Here is a 21,609-nt window from a genome sequence, read left to right on the forward strand (position 1 = left end):
GATCATGTCGACCCCGGATCGCATCGTCGGAGGCAACGTCCGCTCGTGGGCGACGGCGCAAGCCTGCCAGAATTTTCGGTTGAGCGTGACCCGTGCCAAAGCACGCACGATCATCCTGTCCCTAAAGGATGACGTCTGCGTGCTGCTCCGTGTCGAAGACACGGAGAAACGCGACTTCGAAGATCGGTGGCGTCGCCGCGGAAGCACGCTGGGACGCCACGTTGTCGGTGCTACGATCGCCTTGACCTCTATCCACTTGGTCATCGATCGCTGGACGAAATTGCAAGCAAACTTCAGTCGAAACTCAAGATGGCCGCAAGGCAAGAGAGGTGCGCATCGTGTATTTTCGCCGTTGCTGGGTATTACGCGACTGCTGGAGTCTACAAACGAGGCAGCCGGGATGTTCCGATTGTGAATGGAGGCTAGACGATGATCACTAAATTGATTCTGGGAAGCGCAGTACTTCTGAGCGGTCTGATGGCCGCGAACGGCATTTTCATGCTCGTTGCACCGCTAGATTGGTACATGGCCATACCTGGCGTCACTATGACAGGACCCTTCAACCAACACTTTCTCCGCGACATCGGATTGATCTTTCTATTCAATTCCTCCGCATTCGCTGTTGGGGCCGCGAAGCCCGAGTATCGCCGCGCATTGTGGTGTTCTGCAACGTTGTGGCTCTCGGCACACGCACTCTTTCATGTTTGGGAGGTTGCAGTCGGAATTTGTGAGCCCTCGGCGCTCGTTCGAGATTTCGCTGCCGTCTCGTCGCCGGCCCTTGTGGGCGTGTTGCTGACCCTCTGGGCTTTCAGACGCGCTGGGCCGGTGACGAAAGTGTCCCAGGGCCGCTTGCGACGAGCAACTTAGGCAGCATTCACTGGTTACGCCGGTTGCATATGCAAAGAAGCACCGGCCGTTACGCCCATCGTCAAATTCAAGGACGGGTTGGTCACAATCCCGCCCGCGAAGTGCCAGCGGCATTTGTTACGGCGCTGATCGACGTTGCGAAGGGCTAGGCGGACCGCGTCTGAACGGGTGATGTGATGCCCCTCAGTTTAGTCGAGCGTTTCTGCCACCTGTTTCAGGCGCTCCCGCAGCCATCTATGTCCTGAATCGGTTGTATGACGAGGGTGCCAGTACATTGTCTCATGTATGTCCGGAAGCGAGAACGGCGGCTCCAGGGTCCGAATGTTTGTTGTCGCCGCGAGACGCTTTGCCGCCCGTGCCAGCACGAGACTGATTAGCGGCGTACCCTGGAGAAAAAACGGCACCAGTAAAAAACTCTCAACCGTAACGTCGATGCGCCTCAGAATCCCCGATTGCACCAGGTGCTGGTCTGCGAGGTTCAACTGTCGATCCTGCCCGATGCCATAAACGAGATGAGGAAGCGCCAGGAACTGCTCTTTGGTGATCTTGCGCTTGGGTACCTCCCTATTGCCCGCATCTACCGCGCAGAGCCAGCGGTCGGTGAAGACCGGCGTGCAGGGAAATTCCGAGTCGCCGAATAGCTCGCTTGGTTCAATCACGATATCGGCCTGGTCGGTCTGTAACATGCGCGCGGCGTCTCTTGCACGCGGCAACAGATGGATAGTGATGTTGGGCGCTTCCGATGCAATCGCACGCACGAACTGAGTGAGAAGGACGAGGGACGCGTAATCAGATGCAGAAATGGAAAAGGTTCTGGCATCGACTGCGGGATCGAAGCCCGGTCGTTGGAGTAACGCCTGCTCGATCCGGCTTAAAGCGTCGCGGATTGGGACGATAAGATCTTCAGCGTTGCGTGTGAGTGCAAGCCCGCGCCCGACGCGGACAAGCAGAGGGTCGTGAAACACCTCCCTCAGTCTGGCAAGCGCTGCGCTCATCGCAGATTGACTGAGACCGATGCGTTGCGCTGCCCGGCTGACGTTTCGCTCACTTAACAGAGCATCAAGAACGACCAGAAGATTCAGGTCGACATTTCTCAGATTCATGCAGAGCTCCAAATCCAATACAGCTAGAAACGGGGTCTGATCCATTGGACAACGTACTCAACGTAGCATGCCGCGAGCGACGCGGACATATCGACGCAATCGATAGGTGGCATCCATGCCATCAATGACGATGTTCTACGCGAAAGTGCTGACGCCGGTCGCGCAGATGTCGGAGCCACGATCTCGTCAATGCCACTCTATTTCCGAGGCAGCATTGAGCATTCTCCGATAGTTGCTGATGCAGCACTGCACTGGCGCCCAGTCGTTCTTGAGCAAACATGCTTTCTTTGGATGCGTGGCAGTGCGTCATAGCGCTCACCGAAGCATCAACGGGTCTAATAAGTGGGCAGCCTCTTATCCCCGCTCAGTCCTTATCGATCGGCTGAATAGTTGGGATGTGATTTATCGATTGGACGCAGGAAATTTGCAGTCCTAGCGTCTGCATCAAGGCGTCCGAGATGAAGATGCCACTACACAATCTCGCGGCTCGCAACATGAAATGGTCGCCAGCATCACACCTCTGCGGAGTTGCGACGATGGCGTTGGATAGGGTGGAAGATGAGCGAACTGGCATCAATGCCTTCATCGAGCAACATGTCAGACCGCGACCAACGCGCAAGCGCGTGGGAGCTGAATTCCGGCAAAGACACAGATTCGTTTCGCGCGGCGATGCGACGAGTGATCAGCGGCGTCACCGTAATTACTACGCACCATCAGGATCGCCCGTGGGGAATGACGGTTAGTGCATTCACACCCGTTTGCATGGAGCCTCCGACGCTTCTGGTGTGCGTCAATAACAGCACCAAGACGGCATCCGACATTTCGCGGAACGGCGACTTTTCCGTCAACCTTTTAAGCCAAGCTCAACTGTACCTTTCACAGCTTTGCTCCCGTACCGGGCAGGACAAGTACCTCGACGACCACATTGTCCGAGAGGACGAGCTACCTGTTGCAGTAAGGGCGCCTGTACTGCGGAATTCCATTGTCACCTTCGGCTGCAAAGCCACCGACATTCTCTCGATCGGAAGCCACCTGGTGGTGATCGGAGCGATTGAATCGATTCTCGCACCAAGGGCACTTCCTCCGCTCCTCTACGGAGAAGGACGTTATCTTCACGGCGTCGCTATCGCAGCGAACGAGAGCCGCAGAGGCGCCGGATCATGAATCTCAAGGGGATCGCTGGCGTCCTATACGATGCCTACAACAGCCATGATCTCGAGACAGTAGCATCTCTCTACGAGATCGACGGTGCACATCAGGACATCGCGATGGGGCATCAGGTGGTCGGCGGAGAAGCGATCGCTGCCGGGTTGAAGAAGTTCTTTGCGTGGTTTCCGGACGCTAAGTGGGAACCTCTTCAGCACTTGTGCGGCGCTGATGGTTCAATAGTGGTCACATACAGACTGACCGGCACGCTTCAAGCACAAATGGGTCCGGTCATTCCGACAGGGCAGAAGATTTCATTGCGGGGCGTTCACGTCCTATTTCTGCGACAGGGCCGCATCGTTAGCAGTGAAGACTACTGGGACGCGGCAACGTTTCAGAAACAACTCAACAAGGCATAATGGAGTCATCAGATGAGAACTGGCAAAGAGTATCTTGAGTCGCTTCGGGATGGCAGACAGGTATACGTCGGCGGGGATTTGATCGACGATATCACGACGCACCCTGCCACCAAGGGGTACGCGCACGCGATCGCGGATTACTACGATCTCCACCTCGATCCGAAGAACGAAGATATCGCGACGTTTATTGACAAGGACGGCAAGCGGCAGTCGATGCACTGGTTCTTGCCGCGCTCGAAGGAAGATGTTGTCAAGCGTCGCAAGTACACCGACTTTCTCTGTCGTCATTTCAAGGGCGGCATCTTCACGCGTCCGCCCGCCGGGATGAACTGCGTCATGCTCACCCAGGTGGACGACCAGGAGCCGTGGGCTGAAAATTCGCGGTTCAAAGGCACTAAGCGCGATCTTTCTGGAAACATTCAGCGGCAGTGGGACGAGGTCACTTCGAACGATTACGCCATTTCCCCGATGTTTCTTGACGTGCAGTTCGATCGTGGTCGTGACACCGCCATGATGGAAACACCGATGCTGAAGATCGTCGAGGAGCGCGAAGAAGGAATCCTGGTACGTGGATGGAAGGCGATCGGTACGTCAGTCCCGTTCGTGAACCATCTGTTGATCGGCAATCTCTGGCGGCCCGGCCAGACGCCTGAGCAGACCGTCTACGCGCTGGTCCCGATCGCCACGAAGGGCGTCTCGATCGTTGCCCGAAAATCGAACGCTGAGCCGGATGCGGATCCATATGATCGCCCGTTAGCGACCATTGGCGATGAGCTCGACGCTATGGCCTATTTCGACGATGTCTTGATTCCATGGGCTCAGGTGCAGCACGTCGGAAATCCGGAACACGCGAAGTGGTATCCTCAGCGGCAGTTCGACTGGGTCCATCTGGAAACGCAGATCCGGCATTGCGTTCATGCAGAATTGATGGTGGGTTTAGGTCTCCTGCTTACCCAGTCCCTGGGCACGAGTACGGGGCCGGTAGTGCAGGCTCAGCTTGCGGAACTGGTACGCTTCCGAGAGACGTGTACGGCATTCATGATCGCCGCGGAGGAAACCGGCTTCGCCACGCCCGGCGGTCTCTTCAAGCCGAATAATATCTACATCGACTTTGGCCGAGCATATTATCTCGAGAACCAGCATAAGATGGTAAATATGCTGATCGACTTCTGCGGACGCGGCGTCGTTATTCAGCCGACAAAGAAGGAGCTCGATCACCCGTATATTGGCCCCAAGCTGGCGGAGGCGCTGCGCGGAGCGGAAATCAGCGCGCATGACAGGATCAAGATCTTCCGCCAGATCAGCGAGCGTTTCCTCACAGAATGGGGCACTCGTCACGAAATGTTCGAGAAGTTCAACGGCACGCCGCTTTACCTGATCAATCTGCTGACCATGCAGCGAACTGAGTATCAGGTAGACGGTCCACTGACCGCGCTTGCCCGCGATGTCCTTGGATTCGGCGACACGGCAGAACTCGGTAAGCGTGCTCAGGAAGCCGAGAAGACATCACATTACGCGAGCGTTCGTTTCCAACCGCAGTACGCCAAGGCGCAAGACGTGCACGAAGGCTACATCGGTAATGAGGCCAAGAAGTCGAACGGAGCACAAGCCCCAGCAAGCTAAGGCAAGGCCAAGTGAGAGTTCGGGGTGTTCTGCGCCCCGAACTCTACCTGGAAGGATCCGATCGCCGATCGCGTTGCGACGGAAGAAGGTCTCATGATATGCAACCATTCACATATGAGGCCGCGGCTGCCCGCGTCGTCTTTGGGCACGGTACGATCACGCAAGTCGGACTGGAGATTCAGCGACTGAATTGTTCTCGTGCGCTCGTGCTCGCGACGGGATTCCAGGCACCGCTTGCGGAAGACCTTGCGCAGCGATTGGGCCCGATGGCTGTTGGTATTTTCTCTGGAGCGGAGATGCACACTCCGGTCCACGTCACCGAGAGTGCGCTCGATGTCGTCCGCGCGAAGAAGGCGGACATCGTCGTGTCCATTGGAGGCGGATCGACTATAGGCCTGGGCAAAGCGATCTCATTACGAGATAACCTTCCGCACATTGCGATACCAACGACGTATGCTGGGTCCGAGGCGACGCCAATCCTCGGTGAAACGCGCGACGGCCGTAAAACCACGCTGCGATCACCTCGCGTTTCCCCTGCAACGATTATTTATGACGTTGACCTAACTATCGATATGCCTGTTTCTCTCACGGTAACGTCGGGCATCAACGCTTTCGCTCATGCGGCTGAAGCATTGTACGCCGCAAATGCCAACCCGGTGACATCGGCCATGGCGCAGACAGGAATGGCTGCGCTAGCGCGTTCGCTTCCCGTTATCGTACGTGCACCGCACGATCGTGAGGCGCGAGCCGAAGCGTTGTCTGGCGCCTGGATTTGCGGGGTTTGCTTGGGCAGCGTGGAAATGGCCCTTCACCACAAGCTTTGCCACGTTCTGGGCGGCGCTTTCGATCTGCCCCATTCCCAGATGCACACCATCCTGTTGCCCCATACGCTCGCCTACAATCAGAAGGCTGTTCCGCAGGCCATGGAGATGATCGCTGATGCGCTGGGAGCAAGCACAGGTCCGGCCGGTCTTTTCGAACTGTTGAGACGGTTGAATGCGCCGACGGCCCTGCGGGATATCGGCATGCCGTACGGCGGCCTCGACATAGCCAGTGAGTTGGCGACGAGCAATCCCTACCCGAATCCTGAGACCATCACGAGAGTGGGGCTCCGATCGCTTCTCGAACGGGCGTTCCATGGACATAGCCCGGCGTAGCATCTCGTCAGGTATCAAAAACAAACAAACCTAGAGCAAAGGGAGAAGACCATGCAGTTCGACGAACTCGACCTCACCGAAAGAGTGGTGCAGAGTTTCAGCAAGACAGCCGATGATCGGCACAAGCATCTACTGGAGGAATTGGTGCGGTCGTTGCACGATTTTGTCAGAAAAACAGATCTGTCGTTCGAGGAATGGTCCTTCGCAATCGACTTCCTGACCAAGACCGGCCAGAAATGCAGTCCCACTCGGCAGGAGTTCATCCTGCTTTCCGACGTTCTGGGCATCTCTATGCTGGTGGACGCCGTAAACCATCGGGATCGTGAGGGTGCAACGGAAACGACAGTCCTCGGACCATTCTATGTTGGCGAACACAAGCCGGTGCCGAGCAACACAAATATCGCGCCGGGAATTCCAGGCAAGCCATTGTTCGTCGATATTCGCGTGACAAGCCTCAACGGTCCCCCCGTCGCCAATGCAGTTGTGGACGTGTGGCATGCCGACGAGGAGGGGTTCTACGACACCCAAAAAGAGGCCAACCAAGCTGCGGGCCTGTCGTTGAGGGCTAGCTTCACCACCGACGCCGATGGACGTTTCTCGTTCCGGACGATCCTGCCGCACAGTTATCCAATTCCTACGGACGGGCCGGTCGGTCAGCTCATCGAAGCAACGGGGCGCCATCCCATGCGGCCCGCTCACATTCATTTTCTGGTGAATGCACCAGGATTCGAGCCGATCGTGACGCACGTGTTCATCGAAGGAGATGAGTATTTGGATTCGGATGCGGTATTTGGCGTCAAGGAAGAACTCGTGTGCACACCTGAACGATCGAACGACCGCATCATGCCAGACGGGGAAGCAACTTCGACCCCTTGGTTCAGGATGAGATACGATTTTCACGTTAAGAAAGGCGAGGGGCATATCCCTCGGCCGAGCTTATAAAATCCACGGATAACCGCAGCTATCAGGCCCTGCTGCGCTTCACGCTTTGCAGCGGGCGAGACCTTTCGGATTGTCTTCTGGATCGAATGCGACATCTGTTCCTGACGTCGGTCTACGAGGCGACTCAAAGTTCGCGGCAATTGGCCGCCACGTAGCCAAACAAGACAGCCCTATCGTCGCCTAATCAGCCTCGGGTGCACTCCCTCATCGACCTTCCTTGGCAGGAATTCTCAAGGCACCTGTAAGGCGCTGCATCTCGGTCGCCAACCACCACGGCCAAGGCCCGAAATCTACCAAATAGTGAAGCGGCAAGTGCGTAGCGAGCAAATATGCCGGTCTAGTGTACGTGGGCAAACATGGCCTTTGGTGGCGGATTTGCCTCTGCAAGTCTGGAAGAGTCGCATAACTTACAATCTGGAACAAACACCTATCTTAGGGCTGTACAGGAAGTGGGCAGTACGGTCGTCGAAACGCATCTCCCGCCACGGCGTGCGCGGCCTATGCCGGCGATCGCTCAATAGCTGTCGCCTCCGGGATCCTAGCGACTGTGACTACCAAGCCCCGTCTTATCGCCTGCGCCATGAGCGCGTCTTTCGCCCAACGGTGAGCAGGCCGTTCGATGAAGCGCCAGACGATCCAGGAGAGAAGCACAAGGCCAGAAATGATTATGGAAACTGCCCATACCGCGTCGGTGGAAGAGAACCTCATCAGGAAGACGTAGCCCAATTGCATGTGGAGAAGGTAGAGCGGATACGTTAGTCCGCCGATGGCCACGACCAAGCCTGCCGGCAGAGGAACGCGCCGAAGGCGGGTTGCAGCGAAGATGATGGCAATGGATGCAAGGCAGATCGCAACCACCACAGCGTGGTCGAACGTGCCGCCCGTGTGGGGACTAAGCCGGATCAGCTTATGCAGGGACTGGAACACTGCGGTGCCGACCGACAGCGCGAGCACGGCGTAGAGCTTGGGATCGCGGCGACCTCGGAAGAACTCGTAGATCACAAGGCCCACAGCGAAGAAGCCACTATCATCGGCGAGAAAGAGCTTCTCGAAGAGAGGGGCATCGATTGTCAGTTCGTTCGCAAATGTAATGCCGAGCCAGATCAGGATAATGTGATCAAGACGACGCGGGAAGACCTTCGCTGCCATGAGAACAGCCACCCAGGCATAAAATGACAGCTCAATGACCAACGACCAGTAGGCCCCGTCCATGTAAGAATGACCAAGCGCAGGAGCCGCAACGAAGAGGTTGGCGCACCACTGGGCAAACGAGGTGTCGAAGTGTGGCGGCCCCAGCGTCAAGATAGCAAGGAATGTCAGCGTCATGCAGAACAGAAACGTCGGGTAGATGCGACTGAAGCGGGCGATGGCAAACCCGGTGGCTGTCCGACCCTCCGCTGAATAGGCGATCACGAAGCCACTGATGATGAAGAATACGGGGACACCGAGGAAGCCGTACTGCGCGAAGCTCGCCATCCATGGAAGCGCGACCCGCGGCACGTCATGGGAGGATGGCCCCCAGAACCCGTAATGGTAGAGCACCACTGCCGCCACGGCTATGAGGCGAAGCAAGTCGAGCGCTTGCACCCGCGAAGCCCCTTGTCTGTCGCTTGCCAACATGATCTCACCGTCCGGCTGGGAACGGGCAGGGTATCGCTTGCAAGGTGAAGAAGTGCTTACCGGCCCGCCTTCATTGGCAGTGGCAGCAGGGGCATAGTGTGGGCTGGAGCAAATGACCGATACAGTGGCCAAAGGTAGCGCAGTTGAGGTCTTCCTCGTCTTCCTCAAGCTTGGGCTAACATCGTTCGGCGGTCCTGTGGCGCACTTGGGCTATTTCCGTTCCGAATTCGTTGAGCGCCGGAAGTGGCTTAGCGAGAACAGCTACGCTGACCTGGTGGGCCTCTGCCAATTCTTGCCGGGGCCTGCTTCGAGCCAAGTCGGGATCGCCATCGGTCTATCACGTGCTGGCTACGTCGGTGCGCTTGCTGCGTGGGCCGCATTCACGCTGCCATCTGCCCTTGCACTCATCCTCTTTGCTTATGGTCTGGCTGCAGTCGGGAGCGACTGGGGCGGCGGGTGGCTTCATGGGTTGAAGGTGGCTGCTGTCGCGGTAGTCGCGATGGCTATCCTTGGCATGGCACGAACGCTGACCCCGGATCGCGTCCGAGCGACAGTTGCCATCGTCGCTATGGCCGTCGCGATCATCGTGCCCACTGCATTAGGGCAGATCGGGGGTATCGTGCTTGGCGGTGTGGTTGGGCTGTTCTGCATCAAGGGCGCTCGGCCAACCGATGAGACCGTGTTGCCACTTCCCGTCAGCCGAGCAGCGGGTGTCGCTGCGCTGATCGTATTTGTCGCACTACTGGCAGGCTTGCCTGTTCTCGCAGCTGCGACCGACAACGCCGTCCTGAAGCTATTCGACACTTTCTATCGCGTGAGCTCGTTCGTCTTCGGTGGTGGCCACGTCGTGCTTCCGCTTCTCAAGGCTGAAGTTGTGCCGACGTGGGTCAGCAATGACGCCTTCCTTGCGGGCTACGGTGCCACGCAAGCCGTTCCCGGTCCTCTATTCACATTCGCCGCTTACTTGGGCACGGTCATCGGCGGATGGCAAATCGCACTGGCCTGCTTAGCTGGCATCTTTCTGCCCTCCTTCCTCCTGGTCATAGGCGTGCTTCCGTTCTGGGACGGTCTACGCCAGAAGACAGGGGCTCAGGCGGCGCTGGCTGGCGTCAACGCCGCGGTGGTTGGATTGTTGCTCGCTGCCTTCTACGACCCGGTGTGGACGGCGGGCATCACCAACCGCTTAGACTATGCTCTCTGCCTGGCCGCATTCGTGCTGCTATTCGGCTGGAAGACGCCACCATGGCTCGTAGTCGTGCTTTGCGGGGTAGCAGGTCAGCTTCTTCCCGCATAGCGCCAAGAATGAACCGACAGAAGTCACGTAATAGCCAGACCGAAAACGCAAGCTGCCTACACCGCGCAACGTTAACAGGGCGCGATCATCATAGACGGTCGGACTAGAACGGCAGGTCAATCACTTCCATGCGGCTTCGTTCTTACGCTCATAGTCGTCAAACGCTTTGCTCAAACCGCCTAAAACTTCTGCCGACGTCTCGAACATGGCCTTAAGCTGAGGCTCGTCGACCTTCACGACATCTGAGGCGGTGCGTGGCGGCTTGGCTACAACTTTTTCAGAGTCGCATAACATACATTATGACGATATGCCTCTACGAAAGTTGGCGGACGTCGTCTTTTCTGCCTGTGACTTATGCAAGTGTGGCAAGCTCAACGCCAACACCTGTCGGCGATGAAGATGCGCTTGAGAGACGCGATACTCACGCGCTCATCAAAGCCATGAATTGCTTGGGGGTAGGGGCCGTAGCAAACGCGCGAATGGCGGTTCGACCAAGACTGGCTCGATGGCTTCCTTGCGGCTGGCAGACGAGTTCGACGGTGCAATCAGGTCTCTAATCGGTCATGGTATTGGCATCCTCATCAGCCGGGCGAGGTCGTCAAAATCCCTGCGCCGCCAATCGCGGAACATGGCGAGGGCCATCTCCTCGCGTGCGGCATCGAGGGCGTCGGTTGCCGCTTTCCCGCGCGGCGTGATGATCGCGCTCCAGCGTGCCCTCCGGATCTCGTGGGCCGGGATTGATGTACTGCTCAAGAATACGCCTGGCATCTTCAAGCGCACGTAATGCAGTATCGACGTCAGGCGTATTCATCGATCCCTCACCAGCTTGGCGTGATGAGGCAGCACCGCGGGCTCACGTCCGCATTTCGGAACGTTGGTGGCGCGGCGCACGTAGTAGCTAACGAATTCCTCAAGACACGACGGTATATCCTCATAGGCGAGACCGACGCGTTCCTGGATCTCTCGAGCGACATCAACCGAGACATCGCGGGCCCAGCCTTCTGTAGTGTTGAGCGCTATTACATGCAGCGGATCACTATACTGACCGGCCATGAGGTCGGTAATGACGGCTTCCAGATTGGTGTGCTGAATGTCGGCTTCGCGCCAGACACAACCCCGGCGGCCGAAGCAGTCCACCACTAGGTAGACGGTTTCATCGAAACCATCTGGCGCGATCAACGGTGTCCAAGCCTGACCCATAGGTGGCTCCCGATGCAACTGATCACTCGGATTCAAAGCTGGTGTGCGTGATTCGTTCCGGACCCAGCGCGGAATGATGCTGCGTGATCCCTGGCCTCGTCATCGTCGGCGCATTCGTGACTGTTCGAATTTTCGCAAAGGTCTCAGTCGCCTATCGGCGTCGACGTTCCTCGTCACGCCGCAACTCCGCTCTTAGCTTGCGGACGCTGGCCAATGGAATGCCAAGGTCGTGGGCCTTCCGTTTTACTGCCAGAACAGGTCGCCTGAGGGCTGCTGCGGCACGCAGGGCAGACGCTCCGCTATTGGCTAGGTCTTTCAGCTTGGCGACGTCTTCCGTGTCCCATCGTTTCGCAAGGAGGCGCCTGACCACGGCTAATTCTCCGGCGGTCGCAGTTCGCCGTTCAACCAACCTGCGGTTCGGATCGCGGGATCTGGCTCAACAGCAGCATGGATGAAGCTGCACTTAGGGCACTCGTAGGAATGCGCAACGAAGCCGTTTTCGGGGAGGGAGCATCTGATCCAATAAGAGGCGGCTCCGCAATTTGGACAGGGTAGGGTTCGGATGCGTCGCATGGACGGTACTCGTACTAGAGCCGTTGCACGGCGGGCACAGAGTATCGTTAAAACTCTCAAGGTATTGGTTGGGTTCCCGGGAGCTCGCCGTCCGGCGCCTCTGACTTCCACATGATGAACCCGCCGCACTCGTGCATCTCGATGATGCCGTCGGAGATCAGCTTGTCACGGCCAGCGGTGTATTCCTCGACGTTCGCGGTGCCGCCGCGCAGGAACGTGCCGTTCCATTCCCCGATGGACATCCGGCCTTCGTCGATACGGAGCGTCTTGGCGATCTCAAGCAGTCGGGCTGCTGGGGCTTCAGGTTTGGCGTAGGGGCGTCTGTCTTCAACGTACTTCGTCATGGAGCAGTAGCTTCGTCTTTCTTGGTGCCGCGGGAGACGATTTTGAGTGCGCCGTCCGGGAGGGGGCGCTGCAGCCTCATCGCCTCGTCGGCTGGCGCCGTCATCCAGGCTTGCAGATCGTTAGGGGTCGTCAGGATAACGGGTATCGCTTTGGGATGGATTGCGCCGACCTCGGCGTTCGGCTCGGTGGTCAGGAAGGCGAAGAGATCGTTGGTGGTTTCACCCTCTTTGATCTTCCGGACCGATGTCCAGTTCGTCCAGATTCCCGCGAAGAATGCCAGAGGGCGCGTGTCTCATCCAACGCAAACCAGATATCGCCACCCTCAGCTTTGTTGAATTCGCTAAAGGATGTGAACGGTACAAGGCACCGTGACTCGACAGCGAGCCAGCGTCTCCAATGCTTGCTGTCGAGATTGCGGATGTTCGTAGTGCCACTGTCAGGCTCCATCCGCAGCAGTTCCTTGAAGTCGATCTGATGGCCCTTGTCAGTAAGTTTTGCTGCGCGCTTCTTGGCAGCCTGCATCTGGGCAAATTGCGAGGAGGGCATCCCCCAGCGCGCGAGCGTCAGTTCGGTCGCGTCGGCCTTGTTGCGCACGATCGGGGCTGGATAGTCGGGAAAGATGCCGGGCATCGCAGGCAAGTTTCCGGTGCTATCAATGTCGAAGGCGAACAGCTGGCGGATGGTGTCCTGGTTCTTCGTCATCGAATACAAATTGCACATGCAGCGTTCCTGTCGATTACGTGCCCGGTGCTCGCCCGGTGATGTGGCTGATATACGCCATCGTCTGTTCGTGGAATCGTGGGTTAAATGTCTTGCCGCACGGGCAGTGGATCTCGCCGCGCCGGATTTGCTCAGTATAGCCGGCATCCCATAGCGCGTATTTGTTGGCAGTCCACTGTTTCGCGCGGCGCGAGGCCTCGAACTCGGCTTCGGTGCGCTTCGGCAGAAACACGTTCCAAGCGGCATCGAAGGCGGCTCGCGCCGTTTCGAAGTCCCGTGGCGACGCCTCTGAAACATTGATCGCGATGGAGCGGGTAAAAGCCGCAAGACCATTGCCAGGCGCCAGATCGCTCCGGGTTCGGATCCCAGTCTTCCTGTGCGATGGTGCCGACGTCCACATCGCCATAGCGGATTGTCCATGTCTCATGTCGGTCGCTGGTGCGTTGACGGGTGAGTTCGGGCATCATGACCCTCCCGGAGCGTGCCGTCTCCCAAGTGCCAACTGCAGCAATGTCGCCATAGGGCGCTTTTTTGCTTTTGCACATCGCTCACAGCGCAGGCGAGTGGCGAGATCGTGGATGCAGGTCGTGTCCACATGCGGGAGTTCAGCCAAGCTGACGTCGCGTTTAATCCGACATCTTGAGCATTCAATCTCGAGCCACAGAAAGCCGCCATTCAGCGCCTGATCGACTGTCGGTGACGGGTCGATCGGCTCACCATCCGCCCACATGCGTTCGTTCCAACTTTCGCAGGACAGCCGATCGGCTTCCCGGATCAGCGCCTCACCCTTCGCGCGCAACTCCTCCGACTGGCGGGCAAGCATCAGCGTCACGCCGCGCGCCTTTGTCAGCTCTTTATTGAGGGCCTTACGGTCGCCGCCAGATAGGGGCGTGGGGTGATATTTCGGAGCCATATGGGCGTCCAAGCGTGACGGTCAAAATGCAAAATCAAAAAAACGCTACGTCGTCTCAAAGGACGGCCAGCAGCCATCCTCCTCAAGGCGTCCTGTGCGTTCTTGGCAGCCGTCGTCGAGCAGCTTCATGCCGACGTCCTTCCAGATCGCATGAGCTCCGTAGAGACGCACAGCATCGACGGTTCGGAGTTCAACGATCCGATCACAGCGGCGGCAGGATACTCGCAGGACGTGCCGGGGAATTTCTGAGAGGCGGCGCTGTTGGACTGGAACGCCGGTGCGGATCTGACCGCGCGGATCCCTAACGATGGAATCCCAATACGCCTCCGGCAGATCGTCCGCAGGCCCGGGCACCGGAATAGGCGGCTCGGGTACGCGGCTCGGCTTGGACGCCAGCTTTTCCATCTGTTTGGGCGTCGGCATGCGCCAGCTTGCGGGTCTGTCACTCATGCCCTGAATTAGAACATAAGAAGAACAAAAGTCGAGTCCGCTGAGGTTGAACTTCCGGCCTAGGGAACCGTCGCTGGCGCGGAGGCACTAGTTTTAGTAGGTCAAATCGAGCTATGCAACCTTTGGGCGTTGAGGCGGTTGTTGTAAGCCGACATCGGAGCGGCCAACAATGAACGCCTCAAATCCAATCGACATAAATCGAAAGATTAGGCTCAGTGGCGTTGCCACCGATCTAAGGCGATCCTCTACCAGCAGGCATGGAAACATCGAGGGATGGAAAATATCTCATCTGCTTCGAGACGCCCAGACGACTGCACAAGCCGATGAAGCTGAGCAGCGGTTGGAGATTTGGCGAGCGAAGCCGATCGCCGGATGATGGGAAAGATCCGGCGGCGCTGGCGCTTGGCAGCAAGGGGCCACCTGACCTCAAAGCGGTGTAATGAACTGACGCTAAGTGGTTCACTTCGCTCTTTCGGCCAGGGCGCAGAGCGTCTCCTATGACGGCTTCCAACCCTTCAGACCTTCAATGATTTGGTCGAAGGCCATTTTTACTTCCGAAACCTGCGCCAAGTTCGGCAGTACGATTTCACCGGGTAGATCACCGCTGCCGGCGCTACCATGCAACGCTAGGATGGTGTTCTCGAAGCCGCTGCTGTCCGGATTTCCGGCAAGAAACTCGTGTTGAGGGAAGGCGGCGTCCAACTCTGCAATGACCCGTTCGACAGCGGCCGAAGACGCGGCAGGGGTGAGCGTGAAGATGAATGTGGTCATGGCTCAGGGAAGCTCCGCTGTCCGCCTTGGTCAGATCCCTAAGTCACCGGGGATATCGCCCGACGCGATGAGGGCCTCAAAGTCGCGCGCCATTTTTTCATATTGCTCGGCGAGGGCCTCAAACGCCAATCGTTTCGCCGGGTTCGTGGCGAGCTTGCTGATGAGCTGGCAGTCCTCAGCATCAACGCGCAGTCTTTCCAATCTTTGTTTGACATCCTGCATGCTACTTGGCCTCGATGTCGGCTCGAATTGCCGCCTTGGATGCCCGAATGCCTATTAGCGGCTTTCCGAGTTGGCGGGCTTTGTTTTGAACCGCCGTTGCAGGCCGCCTAAGGGCGGCAGCTGCGCGCAGAACTGTCGCGCCGCTCTCGGCGAGTCCGATCAGTCGCGCGATGTCTTCCGGCGTCCAGGTCTTGTTAATCGGGCGTCTTGCCATGGCACCACTCGGCTAGTTGATCTCGCGGTATTGGTCAGAGGCTGGAGTTGGCCAAGGGGCTGCGCTCTGCGTTCGCGCTAGCATGCTCGGAATCTTGCCTGCTGCCATTTTGCACGGCGCGGACGAGGCGCGTGCCCGTCGCAAGGGATGCGGCATCTTTAATCCGGAAGCACTTGAGCTCGGCGAAGCACCTTTGAGGCAAGCCCCTTTTTGTCAAGCCATAGCAAGCCAATTGCAACCTGCCTTAAATCATTGCGGTCTGGCCCTACGGGCAGTCGCCTCGCTCGGCGCAGTAATTCGGCGGCTTGTCGCCGAACCAGTGAGTCGGGCTCGTCCGAAAGAGGCATGTCGTTGTTCGGTGCGTCCTGCTCCGCGACTTCGCCGATTATGATCGCATCCTGATTGGTCAGACGTCGCTCTACCATTTTTTCACTCCCGCATTGGGGAAAGTGAAATTCGCACGTTGTCGATAACTGGTCTGTCCGTTTTCCGACTCTGATGTGGTGGCGCTACCAAGCGGTCTTTATTCCTGCGGGAAGAATCGTCTCCAGGTTGATACGGGCAAGACGCTCAGTCGTCTCGTTGCAGATCGATATGGAGCGGGGGGACCGGTTTGCCTTCGACCAAAATCGCGGCAGCGAACAGCTCGCGCAGTGCCACCGCGGCTTCGGAGCGCGCGAGGTCCAGGCTGGCGAACTCGGCGCCATCCTCGTCGATGATTGTCTCATCGAGATATTCGATGTGAAGGAGATAGCGGGGCACGAAATCTCAATCAGCTCGCCTGATCTGGCCGACGTCGCTAAAAATTTTCGGACGGGGACGGATCAAAAATGTGCTTATGATGCATTCTGAGGTCCTCCTCACATTCGCAGGCCCAGGCTTTCACGAGGTCCACATCACTGATGTGAATCTGGCCGCGCTTGTGCTGCATCGCAGTGAGGGCACAAGCTCTCAATGAAGAGCCGATGGCGGATGTGTCAGATCTGCTTTGCAGTTATATCGCGTCTCGACGGGGTTGTCTGCCCGCTCACCCGGTTTTGGGCAAAAATGTGTAGATTGGCAAAGCCAACGAGTTTCTTGAAAGCCCCGGCGGCCACAGGGTTAGTGGCAGGGGTGGCGGCAGTTGACGAGCCAGGTCATCGGGAACAGTAGTCTGGGCCGGTCACGATGGAGCAGACGAGATGGGCAGCTGGGCGGCGAGCGACGCGGGTCCCCGAAACCCCCTGAACGATAGAAAATCTCCACTCAGAGTCCGTTGCCGAACAGACCATGTGGCGCCCGCATAATTATTATTCTGCGGCTCCTGGAGCAGTGTCGTTGCTTGCCGCTTCATCGATACCGAAGAGGTGGCAGTCTCGCGAGAGGACGGACGATGCCGATGCACATCTTCCGGCTCGGCGCCGAAAAAGCCGAAGCAGAATTCGAGAGCAATGATGCCGCGATCGCGTTTGCGCAACGCATGGCTCGCGAAATTTCCTTTTGGGATTTCAAGCCGGGATCGATCCTCAAAGTTTTCGATGATGATGGCGAAGTGCTTTTGGAAATTCCGCTGAAGCGGCAAATGCATTAGCTCATCCACAATGCCTACGTGCAGGCTTCGCGATCGTAACGCGCATTGCGCTTGATGATTGTCGCACTCGGCATCATTGCACTGCGCTATGTGCTCCGCCAGTCGAAGTACGATGAAGCGCTTCAGATCATCTCCTCCGTTCGAGCATTTGGACGCGTGTCCTTTTGTCTCACGGATGATTCTCGGTGCGCTCTACCGTCTCCCAGCTCTTTTTGAGGACGCGTAGTTTCTCGGTCGTCTCGCATTTCTCGCAGTGAAAAATCCTGATGTCGTCCGCGCCGCGAACCCGCTTTTCAAAGCCCACGAAAGATCTTCCCACCCCACATTGTGGGCATGGCACCGGATTTTCCATCCCATCTCCTCGCTTGCCGCTCTATGTCGACTGGCTGACAAAAGCTAACAAGCTCGGAGGGAGTAAAATAGTGCACGGAGGCGCGGTCAGCGGAACAAGAGTGAAATTTCGCTGTTTGGCGGCGGAGCTCGCTCTTGGTGCGAACTGCCCCGGCGGAAGTCTGGCATCCCGCCATTTTACCCGATGGCGCGCGTGCGCGCGCCTGACGAACTCGTAAGGCTTACTTCGGTCGAACGCTTTGATCGCCACCGGGACTCCCGGGCGGCGGAATCACCGGCGTATTGCTGCTATCTGAATTCGGCGTGCGTGCCCGCATCGCGGGATCGACATTGCTCGGCGGGCACAGAACGCCATCGGATTTCGCAAGTTTATCCCTCGGTTCCGGGCTCTGTCCCGTTGTCGTCCCGCTGGGAGCAATCGTTCCCTCCGGGGTCGTTTGTATCGCCGCACAATTAGCACTTGTGCGCTCGGCCGCCGGTGGCGCGGTCTGTGCGGGAGGTGTGGCAGGCGTCGGCGGCGCCTGGGCGAAGGCAGCGCTGGAACCGGCGACGATAAGAGCTGCGACGACGAGTGACTGTTTGATCTGCATCCGGAGCAAACCGTGAGCGCGAATGGAGGTTCCGGCCTCGCGCTGCAACGGTCAGGATTGAATGTAGCGGATCAGCGAAAAAATGCCCCCATCGGCATTCGTGGCCGCTAGGGTCAGGTGCCGAGCCATGGCGAGAAGGTCAAGCGGGCGGTCGCTCAGACTTCTCTAATTCTGGTTGACTGGAAAGAACCGCTACCGCTTCCGATAAGAGCGAGACCAGTTCGGGCAAGTCCAGCCGTTCGGCTCGACCGCGCAAAACGTGCAAATCGTTTTTTAGCAGAATGAGTTGCGCGCGGCGCGAAACGCCAGACATGGAAGGCTCCCAGCGTGGGAACCGCCCAGCTTAGCAACGTGGATTTTAAAGATCGAGTAATTCAGATTCGCGCTCGAGGCACCCAGGATGTCGTCAAAGCTGATATGCGAATAGCTGCGACCTAATCGCTTTCTAGTTGGTAGATCGCGCCAGGCGAGAATTGGCGTTGCAGCACAATGGAAGACAGGCTCTAACCGAGTCCTTCTCTCGTTCGGCATAGCCGGGCTGATTACAACATTCGTCGTTTTGGTCCTCCTACTGTTTTATTGGGCAGTAGGTAGTATCTGAGCGGCCGCCTCAATTGGTACTGGCCGAAATAGGCCGATCGCAATTTCAAAACAGGCCACCGTTATTTAGCGAAGAACCAGATTGCCGGGGCGCAGAGCAAGCTCACTGCAACGACCATCAATGCGAGGCGTCCCTGCTTGCCTACCCCAGTGAGTTCAGAGAATTAGCGGCTTGGCCTTTCGTGCAACCAACGGCGGATACGAGCCAGAAGCGGGGCAACTAAAGCGTTGATATCCAGCCATTCCATAGGCCACTCGCCGATTCAAAGTAAGCCACGGAGTTCGGAAACCATATTCCATTTACCTGGTGGCGCAGAGGGCGTCACGAGGGATTGGTCAGGAGGAAGGTACTCTCCACTAGCGTCCCCACCATTGCCGGATCCGCAGCAGCAGCTTGACGCCCAGGTACAGTCCGAACACGGTCATTACCGCGGCCGTGCCGAGAGCAGCCAAGAAATTAAGTGGATCGCTGTCGTAAGTGATCATACGGAATTGGCTCGGCCCCGCTGAACCGTGAGATCGACCGAACAACTGGCCCGTTGAGAACAAATTCGTCAGTTGAGACAGGCCAAACCACAGCATAAAGCCAGTACAGCAGATACCGAGAGCGACTAGCACATTCTGCTTCAACATCGGCGGCATTTCATACGAGTTTGATGCATCCCGCCATTTTTACCCGATGGCGGGGAGGGCGTCACGGGCGGATTACAACGATCACTTGTGTTTAATGCATCGGCCGGTTCAGCGAAATTTCCGCAATCGCTTTGCCGCCGTCATCGAGAACCCGCAGGCTTGCGCGTAGCATTGGGTTAGGACCGTGAGCGTCTAAAGGATCTAGAAAGTGCACTCATCCAGATGATGCAGCGGTGTTTCGCACCAGCGGCGCGTGGCGATCCACTAGCACGGCGCTCGCCTGGTTCAGGCCGATTATCTCGACCGCTATACCGTGCCGCCGCATCTTGCCGACGACTTCATCGAGCGCGGCGACGGAGGTGATGTCCCAAAGGTGAGCCGCGGTCAGGTCGATGCGGACGGCGCGGACAGTGTCGCGCAGGTCGAAGTGATCGGCAAAGATGTCGGCGCTGGCGAAGAAGATCTGGCCTGATACGGTGTAAATTCGGGTGTCCGCCGCAGCGTCATGGCTGATCTGCACTTCCATCAACCGGGTCACCTTGAAGGCGAAGAACACGCCGCTGAGCAGCACGCCAAAGCCCACGCCTATCGCTAGATCGTGGGTCGCCACCGTCACCGCGACAGTGGCCAGCATGACGATGCCCGAGACCTTTGGATGGCGGGCAAGGTCACGGATCGAGCCCCAGGAGAAAGTGCTGATCGAGACCATGATCATGATCGCCACGAGTGCGGCGACGGGTACCTGCGCCACCCACGGCCGCAGTGGCACCATGACGATCAGCAGGAAGACACCGGCCACCAGCGTCGACAGCCGGCCGCGGCCGCCATAGCGCACATTGCCGACGGTCTGGCCGATCATGCCGCAGCCGGCGATGCCGCCGAACAGGCCGGCAGCTATGTTGGCAAGGCCAAGCCCTGTGCATTCGCGGGCCTTGGAACTGGTGGTCTCCGTCAAGTCGTCGACGACGCTGGCGGTCATCATAGACTCCAGCAGCCCCACCGCGGCCATTGCCAGTGCATAGGGCGCGATGATGCTGAGCGTTGCCCATGTCAGCGGTACGCCCGGGAAGCTGAAGGTGGGCAGCGCATTCGGCAGGCGGCCGAGATCGGCGACGCTGTGGACCGGCATCGGGAAGGCGACGGCAACCACCGTCAGCACGACGATGCAGATCAGCGGCGAGGGAATGGCGGTGGTCAGGCGCGGCACCAGATAGATGATGGCGAGGCCGAGCCCGATCATCGCATAGGTGTGCCAGGTGACACCGAGCATCTGAGGCACCTGCGCCGAGAAAATCAGGATCGCCAGCGCATTGACGAAGCCGGTGCGCACAGAGCGCGACACAAAGCGCATTAACACGTTGAGTTTGAGCAGGCCGAACACGATCTGAAGCAGCCCGGCGAGCAGCGTGGCCGCCAGCAGGTATTTTAAGCCATGGCTGCCCACCAACGCCGCGGCGACAAGCGCCACTGAACCTGCGGCACCGGATATCATCGCCGGGCGCCCCCCGGCGAAGGCGATGACGATGCCAATAACGAAGGACGCAAACAATCCGACCTCCGGATCGACGCCGGCGACGAAGGAGAACGCGATGACTTCGGGGATCAAAGCAAAGGTGCCGACCATGCCGGCGAGAACGTCGCCGCGAATGCTGATGGCGCCGCCAACCCACTCGGAGTGGTAGCGGGGAAAGAACGAGGATTTCATGGATAGTTTCCGCAGTGGCGCCTAACAGTGCACCGCAGGATGCGATGGACGACTGTCGGGCCGGCGTGCGTGGTCCGGCGGATCGGCGGCCGGAAGAGCCACCCGGGGTTTCACCGGGTCCAGAGCGATGACAAACTACTAGCGACATACAATAACTAAGGCAAGCGAGCGAAGATCGCGATCATACAGCGGCAACGCTTGCCTCTGGTGCTACGGGCTAAGCGTACTCTGTTCAGCTGCGCTGAAGCTATGCCCGATAAATCTGTTCGATTCCTTCGTGGGCGAAGCCGACGCCACCTCTCCGACCGGGTTAGGTTCCAGAAACCGACAACGGCTCGTGGCAATCAACGTGTCTATCTCGTCGGCAGCCGCTCGATAGCGTAACCTCAGCGTGCGCCAGGTCTAACCTTCATCCTTGAAAGTCGGGGGTTCATCGTAACCACGCCGACTACTGAAGAAGAGCAGGGCCATCAAGCCGGCGCCGACGATAACGGAAAGAACCGCGCCGATCGTCAGTGCAATGTAACCATCGCGAGCATGGGCTCACCAGGCACAATGAGACCTTGGTAAGCGTACCATCC

At 58.1% G+C, this 21,609-nt stretch carries 21 protein-coding genes, 1 pseudogene and 1 other annotated feature; of the genes and pseudogenes, 8 read left to right on the forward strand and 14 right to left on the reverse strand.

Going from position 1 to position 21,609, the window contains the following annotated elements; all coding sequences use genetic code 11:
- Nucleotides 1-4 precede the first annotated feature (4 nt).
- Nucleotides 5-415, forward strand: coding sequence for a hypothetical protein (locus AB8B02_RS02885; protein ID WP_439063059.1), 411 nt, complete (start codon nucleotides 5-7; stop codon nucleotides 413-415).
- A 640-nt stretch (nucleotides 416-1,055) separates the two neighbouring features.
- Here AB8B02_RS02885 and AB8B02_RS02890 read toward each other — a convergent pair.
- Nucleotides 1,056-1,970 (reverse strand): LysR family transcriptional regulator, encoded by a 915-nt coding sequence (locus AB8B02_RS02890; RefSeq protein WP_439063060.1) that lies wholly within the window; start codon nucleotides 1,968-1,970, stop codon nucleotides 1,056-1,058.
- Between the two features lie 558 nt (nucleotides 1,971-2,528).
- Here AB8B02_RS02890 and AB8B02_RS02895 point away from each other — a divergent pair.
- The 5 genes from AB8B02_RS02895 (at nucleotide 2,529) to AB8B02_RS02915 (ending at nucleotide 7,257) form a co-directional block, all read left to right on the forward strand.
- A complete protein-coding gene (locus AB8B02_RS02895; RefSeq protein ID WP_439063061.1) occupies nucleotides 2,529-3,134 on the forward strand; it encodes a flavin reductase family protein in 606 nt (201 codons plus the stop codon).
- Complete coding sequence (locus tag AB8B02_RS02900; RefSeq protein ID WP_439063062.1) at nucleotides 3,131-3,535, forward strand: ester cyclase; 405 nt, start codon at nucleotides 3,131-3,133, stop codon at nucleotides 3,533-3,535. The genes AB8B02_RS02895 and AB8B02_RS02900 overlap by 4 nt, the downstream gene beginning before the upstream one ends.
- Before the next feature lie 12 nt (nucleotides 3,536-3,547).
- Nucleotides 3,548-5,158, forward strand: a complete 1,611-nt coding sequence (locus tag AB8B02_RS02905; protein WP_439063063.1) for a 4-hydroxyphenylacetate 3-hydroxylase N-terminal domain-containing protein — start codon at nucleotides 3,548-3,550, stop codon at nucleotides 5,156-5,158.
- Nucleotides 5,159-5,256: 98 nt separating this feature from the next.
- Nucleotides 5,257-6,315, forward strand: a complete 1,059-nt coding sequence (locus AB8B02_RS02910; protein ID WP_439063064.1) for a maleylacetate reductase — start codon at nucleotides 5,257-5,259, stop codon at nucleotides 6,313-6,315.
- Between the two features lie 51 nt (nucleotides 6,316-6,366).
- Complete coding sequence (locus AB8B02_RS02915; protein WP_439063065.1) at nucleotides 6,367-7,257, forward strand: dioxygenase; 891 nt, start codon at nucleotides 6,367-6,369, stop codon at nucleotides 7,255-7,257.
- A gap of 498 nt (nucleotides 7,258-7,755) precedes the next feature.
- On the opposite strand, the gene AB8B02_RS02920 is transcribed toward AB8B02_RS02915, so the two are convergent.
- Nucleotides 7,756-8,877: an acyltransferase family protein gene (locus tag AB8B02_RS02920; RefSeq protein ID WP_439063066.1), complete on the reverse strand. Its 1,122-nt coding sequence runs from the start codon at nucleotides 8,875-8,877 to the stop codon at nucleotides 7,756-7,758.
- Nucleotides 8,878-8,989: 112 nt separating this feature from the next.
- Between AB8B02_RS02920 and chrA the strand changes: the two genes are divergently transcribed.
- Nucleotides 8,990-10,171 (forward strand): chromate efflux transporter, encoded by a 1,182-nt coding sequence (gene chrA / locus AB8B02_RS02925; protein WP_439063067.1) that lies wholly within the window; start codon nucleotides 8,990-8,992, stop codon nucleotides 10,169-10,171.
- 807 nt (nucleotides 10,172-10,978) lie between these two features.
- Here the strand turns inward: chrA and AB8B02_RS02930 are convergent.
- The 9 genes and pseudogenes from AB8B02_RS02930 to AB8B02_RS02970 all read right to left on the reverse strand — a co-directional run bounded on the left by AB8B02_RS02930 (nucleotide 10,979) and on the right by AB8B02_RS02970 (nucleotide 16,341).
- On the reverse strand, nucleotides 10,979-11,371 hold the full coding sequence (locus tag AB8B02_RS02930) for a hypothetical protein (RefSeq protein ID WP_439063068.1): 393 nt from the start codon (nucleotides 11,369-11,371) through the stop codon (nucleotides 10,979-10,981).
- A gap of 629 nt (nucleotides 11,372-12,000) precedes the next feature.
- Nucleotides 12,001-12,288: a hypothetical protein gene (locus AB8B02_RS02935; protein WP_439063069.1), complete on the reverse strand. Its 288-nt coding sequence runs from the start codon at nucleotides 12,286-12,288 to the stop codon at nucleotides 12,001-12,003.
- Nucleotides 12,285-13,009 (reverse strand): annotated as a pseudogene (locus tag AB8B02_RS02940) (SOS response-associated peptidase). Before AB8B02_RS02940 ends, AB8B02_RS02935 begins: the two are co-directional and overlap by 4 nt.
- Before the next feature lie 16 nt (nucleotides 13,010-13,025).
- A complete protein-coding gene (locus tag AB8B02_RS02945; protein WP_439063070.1) occupies nucleotides 13,026-13,415 on the reverse strand; it encodes a hypothetical protein in 390 nt (129 codons plus the stop codon).
- Between the two features lie 57 nt (nucleotides 13,416-13,472).
- Complete coding sequence (locus tag AB8B02_RS02950) at nucleotides 13,473-13,922, reverse strand: hypothetical protein (protein WP_439063071.1); 450 nt, start codon at nucleotides 13,920-13,922, stop codon at nucleotides 13,473-13,475.
- A 45-nt stretch (nucleotides 13,923-13,967) separates the two neighbouring features.
- Nucleotides 13,968-14,345, reverse strand: coding sequence for a hypothetical protein (locus AB8B02_RS02955; RefSeq protein WP_439063072.1), 378 nt, complete (start codon nucleotides 14,343-14,345; stop codon nucleotides 13,968-13,970).
- A gap of 522 nt (nucleotides 14,346-14,867) precedes the next feature.
- Nucleotides 14,868-15,143 carry a hypothetical protein gene (locus tag AB8B02_RS02960; protein ID WP_439063073.1) on the reverse strand — a complete coding sequence of 92 codons (276 nt, stop codon included), beginning with the start codon at nucleotides 15,141-15,143 and terminating at the stop codon, nucleotides 14,868-14,870.
- Between the two features lie 30 nt (nucleotides 15,144-15,173).
- Nucleotides 15,174-15,365: a hypothetical protein gene (locus tag AB8B02_RS02965; RefSeq protein ID WP_439063074.1), complete on the reverse strand. Its 192-nt coding sequence runs from the start codon at nucleotides 15,363-15,365 to the stop codon at nucleotides 15,174-15,176.
- 784 nt (nucleotides 15,366-16,149) lie between these two features.
- Nucleotides 16,150-16,341 carry a DUF6894 family protein gene (locus tag AB8B02_RS02970; RefSeq protein ID WP_439063075.1) on the reverse strand — a complete coding sequence of 64 codons (192 nt, stop codon included), beginning with the start codon at nucleotides 16,339-16,341 and terminating at the stop codon, nucleotides 16,150-16,152.
- Between the two features lie 610 nt (nucleotides 16,342-16,951).
- Between AB8B02_RS02970 and AB8B02_RS02975 the strand changes: the two genes are divergently transcribed.
- Entirely contained in the window at nucleotides 16,952-17,149 is a 198-nt protein-coding gene (locus tag AB8B02_RS02975; protein ID WP_439063076.1) for a hypothetical protein, read from the forward strand.
- A 572-nt stretch (nucleotides 17,150-17,721) separates the two neighbouring features.
- Here AB8B02_RS02975 and AB8B02_RS02980 read toward each other — a convergent pair.
- From AB8B02_RS02980 to AB8B02_RS02990, 3 genes are all read right to left on the reverse strand, one after another.
- On the reverse strand, nucleotides 17,722-18,090 hold the full coding sequence (locus AB8B02_RS02980) for a hypothetical protein (RefSeq protein ID WP_439063077.1): 369 nt from the start codon (nucleotides 18,088-18,090) through the stop codon (nucleotides 17,722-17,724).
- Between the two features lie 957 nt (nucleotides 18,091-19,047).
- Entirely contained in the window at nucleotides 19,048-19,323 is a 276-nt protein-coding gene (locus tag AB8B02_RS02985; RefSeq protein WP_439063078.1) for a hypothetical protein, read from the reverse strand.
- A gap of 214 nt (nucleotides 19,324-19,537) precedes the next feature.
- On the reverse strand, nucleotides 19,538-21,028 hold the full coding sequence (locus AB8B02_RS02990) for a SulP family inorganic anion transporter (protein WP_439063079.1): 1,491 nt from the start codon (nucleotides 21,026-21,028) through the stop codon (nucleotides 19,538-19,540).
- 68 nt (nucleotides 21,029-21,096) lie between these two features.
- Nucleotides 21,097-21,152 (reverse strand) — a sequence feature (sul1 is cis-regulatory element that is thought to sense ions involved in sulfur or methionine metabolism; They are found in Alphaproteobacteria).
- Nucleotides 21,153-21,609 lie beyond the last annotated feature (457 nt).

The organism is Tardiphaga sp. 862_B3_N4_1 (assembly GCF_051811085.1).
In the GTDB taxonomy this organism is placed as follows: Bacteria; Pseudomonadota; Alphaproteobacteria; order Rhizobiales; family Xanthobacteraceae; genus Tardiphaga; species Tardiphaga robiniae.

Excerpts from the sequence above, each read along its gene's own strand:
- chrA (WP_439063067.1), top strand. The coding sequence starts at position 8,990 with ATGACCGATACAGTGGCCAAAGGTAGCGCAGTTGAGGTCTTCCTCGTC.
- AB8B02_RS02965 (WP_439063074.1), bottom strand. The coding sequence starts at position 15,365 with ATGCAGGATGTCAAACAAAGATTGGAAAGACTGCGCGTTGATGCTGAG.
- AB8B02_RS02890 (WP_439063060.1), bottom strand. The coding sequence starts at position 1,970 with ATGAATCTGAGAAATGTCGACCTGAATCTTCTGGTCGTTCTTGATGCT.
- AB8B02_RS02915 (WP_439063065.1), top strand. The coding sequence starts at position 6,367 with ATGCAGTTCGACGAACTCGACCTCACCGAAAGAGTGGTGCAGAGTTTC.
- AB8B02_RS02930 (WP_439063068.1), bottom strand. The coding sequence starts at position 11,371 with ATGGGTCAGGCTTGGACACCGTTGATCGCGCCAGATGGTTTCGATGAA.
- AB8B02_RS02975 (WP_439063076.1), top strand. The coding sequence starts at position 16,952 with ATGCCGATGCACATCTTCCGGCTCGGCGCCGAAAAAGCCGAAGCAGAA.
- AB8B02_RS02985 (WP_439063078.1), bottom strand. The coding sequence starts at position 19,323 with ATGTTGAAGCAGAATGTGCTAGTCGCTCTCGGTATCTGCTGTACTGGC.
- AB8B02_RS02885 (WP_439063059.1), top strand. The coding sequence starts at position 5 with ATGTCGACCCCGGATCGCATCGTCGGAGGCAACGTCCGCTCGTGGGCG.
- AB8B02_RS02900 (WP_439063062.1), top strand. The coding sequence starts at position 3,131 with ATGAATCTCAAGGGGATCGCTGGCGTCCTATACGATGCCTACAACAGC.
- AB8B02_RS02955 (WP_439063072.1), bottom strand. The coding sequence starts at position 14,345 with ATGCCGACGCCCAAACAGATGGAAAAGCTGGCGTCCAAGCCGAGCCGC.
- AB8B02_RS02945 (WP_439063070.1), bottom strand. The coding sequence starts at position 13,415 with ATGGCGATGTGGACGTCGGCACCATCGCACAGGAAGACTGGGATCCGA.
- AB8B02_RS02920 (WP_439063066.1), bottom strand. The coding sequence starts at position 8,877 with ATGTTGGCAAGCGACAGACAAGGGGCTTCGCGGGTGCAAGCGCTCGAC.
- AB8B02_RS02935 (WP_439063069.1), bottom strand. The coding sequence starts at position 12,288 with ATGACGAAGTACGTTGAAGACAGACGCCCCTACGCCAAACCTGAAGCC.
- AB8B02_RS02950 (WP_439063071.1), bottom strand. The coding sequence starts at position 13,922 with ATGGCTCCGAAATATCACCCCACGCCCCTATCTGGCGGCGACCGTAAG.
- AB8B02_RS02895 (WP_439063061.1), top strand. The coding sequence starts at position 2,529 with ATGAGCGAACTGGCATCAATGCCTTCATCGAGCAACATGTCAGACCGC.
- AB8B02_RS02960 (WP_439063073.1), bottom strand. The coding sequence starts at position 15,143 with ATGACCACATTCATCTTCACGCTCACCCCTGCCGCGTCTTCGGCCGCT.
- AB8B02_RS02910 (WP_439063064.1), top strand. The coding sequence starts at position 5,257 with ATGCAACCATTCACATATGAGGCCGCGGCTGCCCGCGTCGTCTTTGGG.
- AB8B02_RS02905 (WP_439063063.1), top strand. The coding sequence starts at position 3,548 with ATGAGAACTGGCAAAGAGTATCTTGAGTCGCTTCGGGATGGCAGACAG.
- AB8B02_RS02990 (WP_439063079.1), bottom strand. The coding sequence starts at position 21,028 with ATGAAATCCTCGTTCTTTCCCCGCTACCACTCCGAGTGGGTTGGCGGC.
- AB8B02_RS02980 (WP_439063077.1), bottom strand. The coding sequence starts at position 18,090 with ATGCAGATCAAACAGTCACTCGTCGTCGCAGCTCTTATCGTCGCCGGT.